Annotated in this window: 13 protein-coding genes; 6 read left to right on the top strand and 7 right to left on the bottom strand. The window is 51.5% G+C overall.

Annotated elements, in window-relative coordinates:
* Positions 1 to 16 precede the first annotated feature (16 nt).
* The 3 genes from MHI42_RS31575 to MHI42_RS31565 form a co-directional block, all read right to left on the bottom strand.
* Positions 17 to 445 (bottom strand): GreA/GreB family elongation factor, encoded by a 429-nt coding sequence (locus MHI42_RS31575; RefSeq protein WP_171718175.1) that lies wholly within the window; start codon positions 443 to 445, stop codon positions 17 to 19.
* 168 nt (positions 446 to 613) lie between these two features.
* Entirely contained in the window at positions 614 to 1,519 is a 906-nt protein-coding gene (locus MHI42_RS31570; RefSeq protein WP_342421759.1) for an SAM-dependent methyltransferase, read from the bottom strand.
* Positions 1,520 to 1,596: 77 nt separating this feature from the next.
* Entirely contained in the window at positions 1,597 to 1,998 is a 402-nt protein-coding gene (locus MHI42_RS31565) for an Rrf2 family transcriptional regulator (RefSeq protein ID WP_039295309.1), read from the bottom strand.
* A 349-nt stretch (positions 1,999 to 2,347) separates the two neighbouring features.
* On the opposite strand from MHI42_RS31565, the gene MHI42_RS31560 reads away from it, so the two are divergent.
* A complete protein-coding gene (locus tag MHI42_RS31560; RefSeq protein WP_342421758.1) occupies positions 2,348 to 3,727 on the top strand; it encodes a GntP family permease in 1,380 nt (459 codons plus the stop codon).
* A gap of 26 nt (positions 3,728 to 3,753) precedes the next feature.
* Positions 3,754 to 4,539 carry a 3-hydroxybutyrate dehydrogenase gene (locus MHI42_RS31555; protein ID WP_342421757.1) on the top strand — a complete coding sequence of 262 codons (786 nt, stop codon included), beginning with the start codon at positions 3,754 to 3,756 and terminating at the stop codon, positions 4,537 to 4,539.
* A gap of 79 nt (positions 4,540 to 4,618) precedes the next feature.
* On the opposite strand, the gene MHI42_RS31550 is transcribed toward MHI42_RS31555, so the two are convergent.
* Complete coding sequence (locus MHI42_RS31550; RefSeq protein ID WP_336103336.1) at positions 4,619 to 4,975, bottom strand: hypothetical protein; 357 nt, start codon at positions 4,973 to 4,975, stop codon at positions 4,619 to 4,621.
* A 337-nt stretch (positions 4,976 to 5,312) separates the two neighbouring features.
* On the opposite strand from MHI42_RS31550, the gene MHI42_RS31545 reads away from it, so the two are divergent.
* The 3 genes from MHI42_RS31545 (at position 5,313) to MHI42_RS31535 (ending at position 9,004) form a co-directional block, all read left to right on the top strand.
* On the top strand, positions 5,313 to 5,708 hold the full coding sequence (locus tag MHI42_RS31545; RefSeq protein WP_042138822.1) for a GntR family transcriptional regulator: 396 nt from the start codon (positions 5,313 to 5,315) through the stop codon (positions 5,706 to 5,708).
* Positions 5,709 to 5,710: 2 nt separating this feature from the next.
* Positions 5,711 to 6,796 carry a DUF5808 domain-containing protein gene (locus MHI42_RS31540; RefSeq protein WP_342421756.1) on the top strand — a complete coding sequence of 362 codons (1,086 nt, stop codon included), beginning with the start codon at positions 5,711 to 5,713 and terminating at the stop codon, positions 6,794 to 6,796.
* Between the two features lie 123 nt (positions 6,797 to 6,919).
* The gene (locus tag MHI42_RS31535) at positions 6,920 to 9,004 is read left to right on the top strand and encodes a serine hydrolase domain-containing protein (RefSeq protein ID WP_342421755.1); all 2,085 of its coding nucleotides are present in this window, start codon (positions 6,920 to 6,922) and stop codon (positions 9,002 to 9,004) included.
* Positions 9,005 to 9,752: 748 nt separating this feature from the next.
* Here the strand turns inward: MHI42_RS31535 and MHI42_RS31530 are convergent.
* The 3 genes from MHI42_RS31530 to atoD are packed head-to-tail and all read right to left on the bottom strand — an operon-like array spanning position 9,753 to position 12,272.
* Positions 9,753 to 10,943, bottom strand: a complete 1,191-nt coding sequence (locus MHI42_RS31530; protein ID WP_342421754.1) for an acetyl-CoA C-acetyltransferase — start codon at positions 10,941 to 10,943, stop codon at positions 9,753 to 9,755.
* Positions 10,940 to 11,611, bottom strand: coding sequence for a 3-oxoacid CoA-transferase subunit B (locus tag MHI42_RS31525; RefSeq protein WP_042138826.1), 672 nt, complete (start codon positions 11,609 to 11,611; stop codon positions 10,940 to 10,942). Before MHI42_RS31525 ends, MHI42_RS31530 begins: the two co-directional genes overlap by 4 nt.
* 1 nt (position 11,612) lies before the next feature.
* On the bottom strand, positions 11,613 to 12,272 hold the full coding sequence (gene atoD, locus MHI42_RS31520) for an acetate CoA-transferase subunit alpha (protein WP_076245753.1): 660 nt from the start codon (positions 12,270 to 12,272) through the stop codon (positions 11,613 to 11,615).
* Between the two features lie 158 nt (positions 12,273 to 12,430).
* On the opposite strand from atoD, the gene MHI42_RS31515 reads away from it, so the two are divergent.
* Positions 12,431 to 13,312 (top strand): LysR family transcriptional regulator, encoded by an 882-nt coding sequence (locus MHI42_RS31515; RefSeq protein WP_342424844.1) that lies wholly within the window; start codon positions 12,431 to 12,433, stop codon positions 13,310 to 13,312.
* The last annotated feature ends 466 nt before the right edge of the window (positions 13,313 to 13,778 follow it).

The following is a 13,778-nucleotide window of genomic DNA, read 5'->3' as shown; positions in this document are numbered from 1 at the left end:
AGAAGAGCGAATAGCTTCAATCATACACATTATCCAGAATCAGCACTTCATCACTGCCAAACGGGGTTTGGATCGTGACGGTATCGCCGGGACGCGCCAGAATAAGCCCCCTGCCCATCGGAGACCAGAGGGAGATGCAGAATTCATCCAGCTCAGCTTCGCCCGGAATTACAATTCTGTAGGCATCCTTCAGCGTTTCCTGCCCGATCCGCAGTGATACCCGCGACCCGACCAGAACAGTGGATTGCTCCAGCGCTTCATCCCCGCCGGACAGAATCTGCTCCACCGCCTCCTGATACCTCCTGATCATGGACTGAATCTCCGCCCGCTCGGCGGGCGACTCCCATGTGCCCCGGTCCAGAATAACGAATTTATGCTCATCGAGATAGACCAGCTGCTGCACCAGCTCCTGGCGCAGGGAAATCGTTATGAGACTATGGCTCATAGTAGATTTCACCCACTTTCTTCATAAGGTCATGCTCGAAAATACGCTTGCTCAAACTCATAGCCCTCAGTCCTCCCGGATAATAAAATAGATCCCACGTGGGGATCTACTCTCTATGATAGCATCTTTCTATGGAAAGACAATGTCATGTATATATGCTGTTATGATTTACTGCCTGGCTGCAGCTGCTCTGCTGTACATATTGAGATCCTGCAGCTTGATCAGCACCTTGCCGAACCGTCCGCCTTGGCGGATCACTACCTTTTGATCAGGATAAGCTGTATGCAAATATTCGGTAACTGCCTTCAGGGTAGCCTCTTTCCCGTCCAAATGATGCATTGGCAGCATCTCTATTACTTCAGCAAGCGCTGCCTCTATGGATAGCTCCTTGCTTTTCGTCTCCCGGGTCACAATCGATTCGTAGGAATATCCCTTCAAATACAGCAGCTGCATCAGGTAGGCCATATCCGAAGATTCCGCATGCACTGCCCGGCCCGTCAGCAGCGGCAGCACTTCATTCATGAGACTATGCTCCTGAACCCCCGCCGATGTGCTGATATAACAGTATTGCCGGGCACAGCTAATGACCTTCTCCGCACTCTCCCAGTCAAATACCGCCGGACACATGGATACAAACACAAGATCGAAGGCGTTCAGCCAGCCTTTGGCCGCAATATCGATATCCTCAAAGGCTTCGCGTACCAGCTCCACTTGACCGGGGGCGTAGCCTGCGGTGTTGTGCAGAAACAGTTCAGACAGCGGAATGTTAGGCTCTACTGCCGTTACCTTAGCCCCTCTCTCGATAAAAGGTACGGTGAAGCCGCCCGAAGCCGCGCCCACATCCAGGACAGTGAGCCCATTGAAATCTACTCCCTGGCCCTCCATCCAGCTGATAATCCGCTCACTTCTGTCTCTTCCGGCGCTGCTGAATACCTCTTCGTTAAATACCTTCGCCTTATGATCGAAGCTGCGGTGCGGGTCCATCCCCATTGCTTTGAACTTGTTGGCCATTGCCTTAGGGTCTTCCTTCCAGGCCTTCTCCCATACTGCTGCATCAAATAATCCGTTGTTCATCTCTAATCCATCCTCTCTTATTTAACAGACTTAACAGACTTATAATATCTATGAAAATCTCGAAAAAATAACGGAGCTTAATGGCTCTCCGTTAATTTTCCGGCAAGCTCGGACATCATTTTATTGCGCAAATACTCCTCCATCTGCCCTTCTGCCTTCACCATCTCCTGCTGGATCAGACACTCACTGGAATGATTAAGTGTGCAGTCAAACAGCGAAGCCGTACCTTCGATCGCATGGATAATGTCAAGGAACGAGATCTCTTCCTTCCTGCGTCTCAGCCGGTACCCGCCGTTCGCGCCGGATGCGGATTCCACCAGCCCCGCCTTCACCAGCTTAGTCAGGATTTTGGACAAATACGTAGGGGATACATTCTGCCGTTCGGCAAGCTGCTGCACTCCTACCGGCTTATCCGGAGCGTACGCCACCAGGAACAGCATCGTGTGCAGCGCGTAGTTCGTTGCTTTTGAGTATTTCATGTCTTGTTCCACCTTAAGTATGGACTTTGTTTCTAATCAAAGACTTTATTTATCTATAATATATTTTATACAACCAAAAAGCAAGTGCAGAAATGATTTCCTGTCTGAAGCGAAGTGGGAGAAATAGTCCCGGTCTATCCATAAAATTTTTTCATGGATTGCATGCACCGCTTGAATTTTACGCCTGCAGAATGCTGTTGTACACTTTGAATGTAAGCGTTACCATCATAACAAATGACCTGCGCGCACAAGGTTGGAAGGGACGAAAGCATATTCGAGGTTTTCTGGAACAGAGCTATGGTTCCGTTTAAGCAAAAAGTAGGTTACACATTTAATTAGGGGGGTTCTCATGGTTATTCAGGTTTTAGCCATCGTTCTGGCGCTTGGCCTGCTGATGTTCTTCGCTTACCGGGGGTTTCCGGTTATTGTTTTTGCACCTATATTCACACTGCTTGCGGTAGTTATCTCAGGGGTCGCCCTGATGCCGAGTTACACCGAAGTATACATGCTGAATGCGGCAAACTACGTAAAGAACTTCTTCCCGATCTTCCTGCTAGGCGCTATCTTCGGTAAAATGATGGAGCTTAGCGGCGCTGCCTCGTCCATCGCCCAGACGATTGTCAAAGCGCTCGGCTCAAAGAGAGCCATGCTTGCCGTTGTACTCGCCTGCTCCGTACTGACTTATGGCGGCGTATCACTGTTTGTCGTAGCCTTCGCTGTCTATCCGTTCGCTGTAGCGATCTTCCGTGAAGCCGATATCCCGAAACGGCTCATTCCCGGCACCATCGCACTTGGAGCGTTCACCTATACGATGGATGCCCTGCCGGGTACGCCGCAGATTCAGAACATCATCCCGACCACTTACTTCGGTACAGATGCCTATGCTGCTCCGCTCGTCGGTATTGCCGGCGCGCTGATCGTCTTCATCGGCGGCCTGTGGTGGCTGGAACGCCGCCGCAAGCAGGCAGCTGCTAACGGGGAAGGCTATGGCACCGGCCATAAGAACGAACCGGAATTGCTGGAGAACGCCAAATATCCAAACATCTGGATCTCCGTTCTGCCGCTTCTGCTGGTGCTCGTATTCAACTTCCTGCTCAGCCGGACGTCCATGTCAGTAACCAACTGGTACAGCAGCGAGCTGCTGGAAACCTTCAATATCGCCAATGTCAAAACCGTATCCTCAAGCTGGGCCTTGATTATTGCCCTCTGCATCGGGGTTATCGCTGCCGGATGTATCAATATCCGCCAGGTCAAAGGCAAAATGGCCGCTGGCCTGACCGCCGCAGCTATGGGCTCCCTGCTTGCCATTTTCAATACAGCCTCCGAAGTAGGCTTCGGCAACGTTGTCAAAACACTCCCAGGCTTCAAATCCATCCAGGAATGGATCATGAATATCAGCGATCATCCGCTAATTTCCGAAGCGTTGTCCGTCAACATTCTCGCCGGAGTCACCGGCTCCGCATCAGGCGGTTTATCGATCGCCCTGGAGGTTATGGGCAAATCCTATCTTTCCATGGCCCAAACGCTGGGGATCAGCCCGGAAATGCTGCACCGCATCGCTTCCATGGCATCCGGCGGTATGGATACGCTTCCACACAACGGTGCCGTCATCACTTTGCTGGCGATTACCGGACTTACGCATAAGCAATCCTATAAAGATATCTTTGCCATCACCTGCCTGAAGACAATTGCCGTATTCACCCTTGCCATCGTTCTATCCATCTTCTAATTCATCCCCATGGAGGTTATGCAGAAATGAGCAGATTTTTGGAAAATAGAGTAGCTTTCGTCACCGGCGCTGCCAGCGGCATCGGTCTGGAGATTGCCCGCAAGTTCGCCCATGAAGGCGCCAAGGTAGTCATTTCCGATGTACGTGAAGAGTTGGCCGTCAACGCTGCCAAAGAATTGCAAGCCCAGGGCTATGAAGCCTATGGCCTCAGATGCGATGTTACCCAGGAGGTGGAATACAGCGCGGCGATTGCCAAAGCTAAAGAAGTCTACGGAAGACTGGATATTCTGGTGAATAACGCAGGGTTGCAGCATGTGTCGCCGATTGAGGATTTCCCCGTGGAAAAATTCGAGTTCATGCTGAAGGTGATGCTGACCGGCGCTTTTATCGGCATCAAGCATGCCTTCCCGATTATGAAGGAGCAAGGCTACGGCCGCATTATCAACATGGCCTCTATCAATGGAGTCATCGGCTTTGCCGGTAAAGCCGCATACAACAGCGCCAAACACGGCCTGATCGGGCTGACCAAGGTCGCCGCTCTGGAAGGCGCTGCCCACGGCATTACCGTGAATGCCCTGTGCCCGGGCTATGTGGATACCCCGCTGGTGCGCGGACAAATGGAGGATCTGGCCCGAACCCGGAACGTGCCGCTGGAGAGCGTGCTGGAGGAGGTCATCTATCCGCTCGTCCCGCAGAAACGCCTGCTGGCCGTTGAAGAAATCGCCGACTACGCCATGCTGATCGCCAGCGAGCGCCTCGGGGGCGTCACCGGTTCTACCCTGCTGATCGATGGCGGATATACTGCGCAGTAAGCCAGTTTATTCAGTCCTCATACAAAGTTAAGCAGCGGTCCTCCCGTTAACTGGGGGACCGCTGTTTTGCTGTTTTGTGTTATAGCTGCTCAAGCTCCTTAGAGACTTGTTCAAATCTGTTTATACCTTGGACTATTTCCATATAAAAGAAAAATACATAATTATTTAAATATCGAAGCTGAAGCATGGAGATTTGCTTTCTTTTAATTTCAGCTTTGATGTTTATTAAAATCTTTGTAATGTAATCAAAATGACCGTAAAAAAAATCAGGAGATTCTTGTATTAACGGATTAATGGACATGTAATACTGATCAAAATAGTCACGTAATGCAGTAATTCTGTTCTCAAAAAAAAGGGTCAGCAGTTCAATGTATTCAATCGTATTGTTGTCTAAGTCAATTGCTGCTTCCAGAGCTTGCTGCTCTATTTCATACATAGTTTCGATTCTTCTTACCAGGATCCTTAACAGGCGCCTGTTTAGCATCACCCAGTGAACGTCATACGAGACGTATTCGAATAGCGGTTGGTAGAATCTCAACTCTCTTTTTAATTCATCAAATTTTTTTCTTCTCCTTTTGGCTTTAAAGAAGATAAACACCCCCTTTAAGAGATAATTCTATTACCTTATATATCCATATGCATCAGCATTAATCACACGGTAGTGGAACAATTTTCTGCTGAATCTTGCACCACTTTCAACATATATGTTATATATGTAATATAACAAACAAAATGTATTTTTAATACAGAAATAACCATAAGGAGGGATATTCGTGTTCATAGAGCTCGATCTGCAATCGGACACCCCGCTGTACACGCAGCTGGCCGATCAATTGACCGAAGGGATCGCGTCAGGCGAGCTGAAGCCGGGTGATCCGCTTCCGTCGATCCGGAGACTGGCTGAGGACCTCGGGATCAATCTCCATACCGTCAACAAAGCCTACAATTTGCTTAAGCAGGAAGGCTTGCTTCAAGTGCACCGGAAGACGGGCGTTATTGTTCAGCCGGACGGGATGCCCGGTGTGACGGAGGCGTTCGAGGCAAAGCTCCGGCGGCAGCTGCGCTCTCTTGCGGCAGCGGCTGCAGTACGTGGCATGGCGGAAGAGGTATTCGCGCAGGAGAGCAAATCGGTATACCGGGATATAATTACGAACCGTGGAGGGGAATAACGGTGACACAAGAACAGATGATTATTATATCCAGCAGCTATTTGATGATTGCTCTGATGCTCAGCTTACAGGTCTATATCGGCTTGCGGACTGTTCTGTTCGGCATTGTGCTGCCGGAGGAGGCCCTGAAGGATCCGTCCGTCCGCGCCATTCGCCGGAATTACGGTTTGCTGACCTCCGGTTTTGCGGTTGTCATCGGGGGTGCCTGCTTGTTCTGGCTACGCCAACAACCGGCGCGGGGTCTCCTGATTTTGACGTCATCCATCTTGCTTTTAATGATTGCTTCATCCTTCGTAGCCCGGCTAAGCCGGATATCCGCGCAACACTTGAAGGCAGCCAGAGGCTGGAAGGCTGTAGTGCAGAAGAAGCGCACAGCCAGCCTTACGGCCGGCCGGATGCATAGCCCGGTGCTGAGCTCTTGGTGGTACTCGGCAAATGCCGGCGTTATGTCGCTATGCATCCTCTTGGCTATTGCCAGGTGGGATACGATTCCACAAGTGCTGCATCTCGGAAATTGTAGCTTTTACAAAACCGGTTGGACGGTGTTCTCTTTAAACTTCGTGCAAGTACTGAATATTACCGTGTTCGTCTGCTACAACCTGCTGATTAGCCGTGCCAGAACCTCGCTGGACCCCCAGGACCGGGAAGGTTCGCTGCAGAAACAGTTGAAGCACAAGAGAATCCATTCGCTTCTGGCTTGGAGCGCGTCGCTCCTGATGGTTATATTCTACGGGGTGACGCAAGCCATAACATTGTACGGCTGGAAGGGAAATCTGCTCTTCCTCTCCGGCATGTCGCTCTGTACAGCACTCTTAGTCGCACTGTTCGGCGTCATCCTGTATATGCGAATCAAGGGTATTGATCAGCTGAGGGACGTTCCGTCGCTGGAGGAAAAGCACTGGAAGTGGCTTGGCCGCCTCTACGTGAATCCTGAAGATCCGGCGTTGATCGTTCCGAACACCCGTGGTTTCGGCTGGACGATCAATTGGGCCAATTCGCGCAGCAAGATCATAATCTCCGCCATCCTAGCCGTTCTGGTGATCGAATTTATAATTTGCTATCCTATCTTCAATAAATATCTTCAATAAATAAAGAAATCCTAGAGAGGGAGAGTTCAAATGATAAGAAATCGGTGGAGAACCGCAGCTGTACTATTCTTGTGTCTGCTTCTCCTACTAACCGCCTGCAATGACAACACACCAGTGGCTGAAATGCAGAACGTAGCAGAAGCACTGAATACGGCTGAGGTAACCCTGTCAAGTGCTGCTCCGCAAGTCGTGTCAACGGCGGAAGCGGACTCGCCTCCACAGCAAGCTGAACCCACTTACGAAATCACCCGGAAAGCTGCACAGGAAAAAGCAGATCGCCTCACAAATACATACGACACGAACAGCGTGCAATATGCCCTTATCGATCATGGTAACATCACCGTATCCGGCCAATCCGGCAAGAATGATGAGCAGGGACAGAATCCGCTCACGAAAGATACGATGTATGGGATCGGTTCAACAAGTAAGATGTTTACCACGGTTGCCGTTATGCAGCTGGCCGGCCAAGGAAGAATCGGTCTGGATACACCGGTCGTCCAGTATATCCCCGAGTTTACTATGAAGGATGAACGCTACAAGCAGATTACACCGCGAATGCTGCTGAATCATTCTTCCGGGCTGAACGGATCGTCGATGACGAACGCCTTTTTATTCGAAGATAACGATACCTACGCCCACGACACACTGCTGAGGCAACTGGCCGGTCAGAGCTTAAAGGCGGACCCGGGCGCTTATTCAGTGTACTGCAATGACGGATTCACACTGGCCGAGATTCTGGTCGAGCGCGTCAGCAGCATGGACTTTACCTCTTATATCCACCGGTATATTACGGAACCCCTGGATATGTTCAATACGAAGACGCCGCTCGATTCCCCGGATAGGGCAAAAATGGCGGGGCTCTATTATCCTACCTATACAGGGCAGGTTCCGGGCGAGACGGTCAACCTGATCGGAACTGGAGGCATTTATTCCACAGCGGAAGATTTGGCCCGATTCTCGCAAATTTTCACGGGAGAAGCGGAAGAAGTATTGGCCGGCAAATCGGCTGCGGCCACGGCACAAGACGAGTACAAGACGCCACTCTGGCCTGACGATGCGGACAACACCATCGGATACGGTCTCGGCTGGGACAGTGTCCATCTGTACCCTTTCGGTGAATACGGGATGAAGGCACTGACCAAAGGCGGTGACACAGTTCTCTATCACTCATCGCTCGTCGTGCTTCCCGGGCAGGACATAGCGGCAGCTGTTGTCTCTTCCGGCGGAAATAGCACTTACGATCAGCTTCTGGCCAGGGAAATCCTGCTTCAGGCTTTGAAGGAGAAAGGCACAATTGCTGAATTGAAACCTGAGAAGTCATACGGTGCGCCGGTAAAAGCTGATATGCCGGAGTCCATGCTGCAGTATTCAGGAAGTTATGGCGCGACCGGTACAACGATGAAAGTCAAAATATCCGAAGGGGGCGTTATGTCTATTAGTTCGGAGCAGCCATCAAGTAATTTGAACCAGATCTTCAAATATTCGGCGGACGGCATGTTCCATAGTTCGGACGGAAATGCGATGATCAGCTTCGTGATAGAGGAGAACGGCCGTACCTACTTATGGATTCGTCAATACGCTTTAGTGTTAGGCCTTGGGCATGTAGCTATATCCATGTACAATGCCGAGAAGCTGCAACCCCAAGATCTTCCGGTAGAGACCAAGGAAGCATGGAGTCAGCGCATAGGCAAAAAGTATTATCTGCTCAATGAGAAGTACACGTCGCTTGCTTATCTGGTGTTGCCATCCAGCCAACTGAATGTGTCGAGTCAATTGCCGGGGTACGTGCTCGATAAGCGAATAACCGGCCTAAATACGGCCGTCTCCGAATTGCAAATTCCGGGAAACAGCGGGCGGGATCTCTCCGGTCTTACGTTCTTTACACAAGATGGCGTTGAATACCTAAAGATGGGCGGAATCATCTTGGTGAATGAGGACACGGTGAAGCCCGTCAGCGTCTCTAAGAAGTCAAACGTTACGATTCCGCACAGCGGATACGCCAGGTGGTATACGATAAGCGACAAAGACGGGGGCAAGAACATCAAGGTGAGTATGCCCTCGAAAGCCTCCTTCGCCATTTATGATGCCAAGGGAACATGCATCTATTTCAGTATCATCGGAGGCAAGGATCAGATCACGCTGCCTGCGGGAGGATCGATTGTGTTCGCCGGGGATGCCGGCACGAAGTTTGAGGTTTCAGTGCAATAACGTCGTAACGGGTAGTTCTTCATCATTACTCTGGAGGCCCGGCACCGCGGATGCGTCTTGATGTTACGTGTTCCGGCCGTAAAGTCAATATAAACAAGGCTCCAGTTACTAGAGTTTGTCATTACTAGAACTTCCATGGTCAAGCCCCTTAAAGCCTGTACCGTGCTAGCTCTGATTTGATGTAGTTATGCTAAGAAAACGATATCTTGCCGCAATCTTCATAACTTGTCCGTCACCGAAGAGGACTGAGAATCCGTTATTTGTGTAAATTCGGCGAAATTGCCGGTTAATCGGACTCAGAATCGCTTATATAACCCGAAATGCCGTCTTTCGGGTTCAAATGAATAAGATAACGGAATCTCAGTCCGCTTCATCTCATATTACAGTTTTTTTTGAGAAATAGAGGAATCTCAGTCCGCTTCAGGAGAAATGGATCCAGGGAGGAGAAGCTGGTCTGACAGTTTGCTATCAAGTGGGAACGGCTACACCGTCCTTTAAAGGACGGTGCGTTTCAGCGAGAAATAGAAGGATAAGTTATCATGCGAAGCATATAAATTCTGGCGTAATATTTCAAAAAAAGCAAAGCCCCGGATATAGGAGCTTTGCCTGCAACAATATTGTTCCCTATTTCACAAACCTTCTGATCGTCCTGGCAAGGATGCCGCCTTCGCGGATGTCTGCAGCATATATCCGATCTATCTTCGCTATCTTCGCTCAATCTTCGCTCTATCTTCGCGCAATCTTTGCTCTATAACCGCTCGATAATCGTCGTGACGCCATGCCCGCCGCCGATGCACAGAGTGGCAAGTCCGGTGCGTGCACCGCGCTGCTTCAGTGCATGTACCAGTGTTACGAGAATTCTTGCGCCGCTCGCACCGATGGGATGGCCCAGGGCGATGGCCCCGCCGTTCACATTGACCTTCTCCTCCGGGAAGTCCAGGGCCTGGCCTACCGCCAGCATCTGTGCGGCAAACGCCTCGTTAGCCTCGATAAGATCGATGTCGCTGATCGTCAGGCCGCCCCGCTGCAGCGCCTTCTTCGTTGCCGGTACCGGCCCCATCCCCATGATGGAAGGATCCACACCGCCGGACGCGTAAGACAGGATACGCGCCAGCGGCTTCAGCCCCAGCGCCGCAGCTTTCTCCGCCGACATAATGACCAGCGCCGCAGCACCGTCGTTAATGCCCGAGGCATTCCCGGCGGTTACACTGCCGTCCTTCTTAAAGGCCGGGCGCAGGCCTGCCAGCTTCTCGGCCGTTGTTCCTTTCCGCGGAAACTCATCGGTATCGAAGATGATGGCATCGCCTTTTCGCTGCGGAATGACTACAGGCACGATTTCTTCCTTGAAATGGCCTGCTTCAATGGCGCGCACGGCCTTCTCCTGGCTGGACGCGGCCAGGGCATCCTGCATTTCGCGGCTGATCCCGAATTGTTCGGAGACATTCTCAGCCGTGATCCCCATGTGGTATTGGTTGAACGCGCAGGTCAGGCCGTCACTTACCATCGTATCGATCAGTGTACCGTTGCCCATGCGGTAGCCGTAACGGGCCTGATCCAGCACATAAGGCGCTTTCGACATATTTTCCATCCCGCCGGCTACAATAATCTCACTGTCTCCCGCCATAATACTCTGCGCAGCCAGGTGGACCGCCTTCATGCCTGAACCGCAGACCTTGTTGATGGTCAGGCTGGAGGCCTCAACCGGAATGCCCGCTTTCATTGCCGCCTGACGCGCCGGATTCTGGCCCAGCCCGCCCTGAAGCACATTGCCCATAATGACTTCATCCACCTGCTCCGGAGCAACACCCGCCCGCTGCAGCGCCTCCTTGATGACCAGCGCCCCCAGATCTACAGCGGCAATTCCGGCAAGACTTCCGCCAAAGGTGCCGAGTGCCGTCCGCACCGCACTGACAATGACAATTTCTTGGGCTGTATTCATAACAACACCTCATTCGAAGGGATATTCCGCATGGGAGACAGATCCGCAGAAACCGTAAACGCTGCACCCGTTCTATTTGTAACCGTTTCCAATTCAACGCCTGGAGCCAGCTCTTCCAGCACCAGCCCCTGCGGGGTGAAACGGAATACCGCCAGCTCCGTGATAATCATCGATACTGCGCCGCGCGCGGTTAGAGGCAAGGTGCAGTCGCTTACGATTTTGGAAGCACCGTTCTTGGAGGTATGCTCCATGGCGACAATAACTTTTTTTGCACCCGTGACCAGATCCATGGCGCCGCCCATGCCAGGCACCATTTTGCCGGGAACCATCCAGTTGGCCAGATTGCCGTGCGCGTCTACCTCCAGCCCGCCAAGAATGGTAACATCCACATGTCCGCCGCGGATGAGCGCAAAGGAAGTGGCACTGTCGAAGAAGGAACCCCCGGGCAGAATGTTAGCCGGTTTGCCTCCTGCATTGACCAGATCGGGAATGATCGTATCCTGCACCGGCCCAAGTCCGATATAGCCGTTCTCCGATTGCAGAATAATGTTGATGCCTGCCGGCAGATAATCCGGGATCAGCGTCGGCAGCCCGATGCCCAGATTGACTACGTCCCCGTCATGCAGTTCAACTGCCGCTCTGCGTGCGATCAGCTCTTTCGTATCCATGTTATTCACTCTCCTTATAGCAGATGATTTTATCGACCAGGACACCCGGCGTAACCACAATATTGGGGTCAAGCTCCCCGGTTTCCACAATTTCATCCACTTGAACAATGACCAGATCGGCGGCCAGCGCCATCAGCGGATTGAAATTGCGCGCCGAATTGCGGTACACCAGATTGCCCGACTTATCCGCTTTGTGTGCTTTCAGCAGGGCAACGTCCGCCCGCAGCGGCAGCTCCACCAGAAATTCCCTGCCCTCAATGGTCAGCGTCTGCTTGTTGTCGGCGACCATCGTCCCCGTTCCTGTCGGCGTCAGAATGCCGCCGAGCCCTGCACCGCCGGCCCGCACCCGCTCGGCAAGCGTACCCTGTGGCACCAGCTCCACCGCCAGCTCCCCGGCGAGCATCTGTCTGCCCGTCTCCGGGTTGGTGCCGATATGCGAAGCGATCACCTTCTTCAGCCGCCGGCCCAAGACCAGCGGGCCTACTCCTGTATCGACCAGAGCCGTGTCGCTGGAGATCAGCGTAATGTCTTTGATATCCCGGTCCATCAGAATGCCTACCAGTGCATCAGGTGCTCCGGTTCCCATGAAACCGCCAACCATAATGGTCATACCGTCATGCACAAGTTCGCCTATTTCTTCAAGCGTCGTTACTTTCCCCACACCGAACCCCTCCTGTTTTTTTGCTGCAGCCCATTGACAAATGTGATGCGGATGTCTTTATGTATACAGTGTACAACGCGCTTTTTTAGGGGTAAAATTCAGACATCGCATGCAAACCATGAAAATATATCATAGATTGGAGGCGCTTACTTTTGGATGTGCGGAACCTGAAATACGTGCTGGAAGTGGCCAATTTGCACAACATCACCAAGGCGGCGGAGAAGCTTCACCTGACCCAGCCCACCCTCAGCAAGATGGTTAAGAGCCTGGAGGACGAGCTTGGTGTCATCCTGTTTGACCGTTCGGGCAAATATGTCAGGCTGACCGATGCCGGAACAGCGGCGATGGAGCAGATCAGGCTGATTATTGCCGCAGTGGACAATCTGCATATGACGCTGGACGACATCAGCAACCTTAAGACCGGTACGATCAAGATTGGCCTTCCCCCGGTGATCAGCTCCGTTTTTGTCCCCAAAGTCGTGACTCCATTCCAAAAAAAATATCCCAACATCTCCTTCGAGCTCATTGAACAGGGCTCGAAGAATGTTGAGAATATGGTGCTGGAGGGCAGCATTGATCTGGGCGCCGTCCTGCTTCCCGTCCGGGAGGGCAGCTTCGGAATCAAGCCTTTTGTCCGTGAGAATCTGGCAATTGTTGTCCATAAGTCACATCCGCTGGGGGCACTTGAAGAGGCTTCGCTGACCGATCTCCGGGAAGAGCCGCTGATCCTGTTCGCCAAGGGGTTCGCCATGCGGCAGCATATTATCGAAGCCTGCATCAGCGCAGGGTTTGAAGCCAATATCGCTTATGAAAGCGCTCAATGGGATCTGCTGGTCGAGCTGGTGTCGGCCAATCTGGGCATCGCTTTTCTGCCTGAGCCGCTCTGTGAGAAGGTATCCAATCAGAATGTGCGCATTCTGCCGCTGCGTAATCCGTCTATTCCCTGGAATGTCGTGCTGATCTGGAACAAGGAGCGTTACATCAGTAAATGCATGCGGGAATTCATCCGCTTCCTGGAGGATCATTCCCTGGTTGTATAGCGCAATGTGACTATATAGCTTGATAGCTTGAACTGGTAATTTTTCGGATTAGTCCCGGGCTCACCGCATGGACAGCTGGCTGTGCCGGGATTCGCGCCGACTAAGCTATAACTGTATTTTGTACAACTAAAGCGGGCGATTATTGCGCTGTGAGGGTTTTAATTGCACTTTCTACACTTAAAAATCCACATATTTCGTAAAAGGGGACTCACCGCTTTTTTAGTTGTACAGAATACAGTTAAACCGGAAAATCCGGAATCTCGTCGTCTTTTAACTGCAGAAAATACAATTAAATGCTATGCACTTCACGCTAGTTACTGGCTGCATAAGAACAAATTCGTCCTAAGGGCGAATCAAACCACACACCAGAAGTTGAATGATCCAACCAAATTCCAATGAAATTTATCCTCAACAGACGAATTTCATAATTTCCTATTAATCAACAAAAAGCAGAGTCCCGTCATTC

Origin of the sequence: Paenibacillus sp. FSL E2-0178 (genome assembly GCF_038593005.1) — a bacterium.
In the GTDB taxonomy this organism is placed as follows: Bacteria; Bacillota; Bacilli; order Paenibacillales; family Paenibacillaceae; genus Paenibacillus_AQ; species Paenibacillus_AQ phytohabitans.
This window is presented reverse-complemented; position numbering and strand designations above follow the sequence as displayed.

Bases quoted from the DNA above. Each gene is read 5' to 3' on its own strand.
- MHI42_RS31565 (WP_039295309.1), bottom strand. From the start codon at position 1,998: ATGAAATACTCAAAAGCAACGAACTACGCGCTGCACACGATGCTGTTC.
- MHI42_RS31530 (WP_342421754.1), bottom strand. From the start codon at position 10,943: ATGAATACAGCCCAAGAAATTGTCATTGTCAGTGCGGTGCGGACGGCA.
- MHI42_RS31555 (WP_342421757.1), top strand. From the start codon at position 3,754: ATGAGCAGATTTTTGGAAAATAGAGTAGCTTTCGTCACCGGCGCTGCC.
- MHI42_RS31560 (WP_342421758.1), top strand. From the start codon at position 2,348: ATGGTTATTCAGGTTTTAGCCATCGTTCTGGCGCTTGGCCTGCTGATG.
- MHI42_RS31575 (WP_171718175.1), bottom strand. From the start codon at position 445: ATGAGCCATAGTCTCATAACGATTTCCCTGCGCCAGGAGCTGGTGCAG.
- MHI42_RS31570 (WP_342421759.1), bottom strand. From the start codon at position 1,519: ATGAACAACGGATTATTTGATGCAGCAGTATGGGAGAAGGCCTGGAAG.
- MHI42_RS31550 (WP_336103336.1), bottom strand. From the start codon at position 4,975: ATGTATGAAATAGAGCAGCAAGCTCTGGAAGCAGCAATTGACTTAGAC.
- MHI42_RS31525 (WP_042138826.1), bottom strand. From the start codon at position 11,611: ATGGATACGAAAGAGCTGATCGCACGCAGAGCGGCAGTTGAACTGCAT.
- MHI42_RS31535 (WP_342421755.1), top strand. From the start codon at position 6,920: ATGCAGAACGTAGCAGAAGCACTGAATACGGCTGAGGTAACCCTGTCA.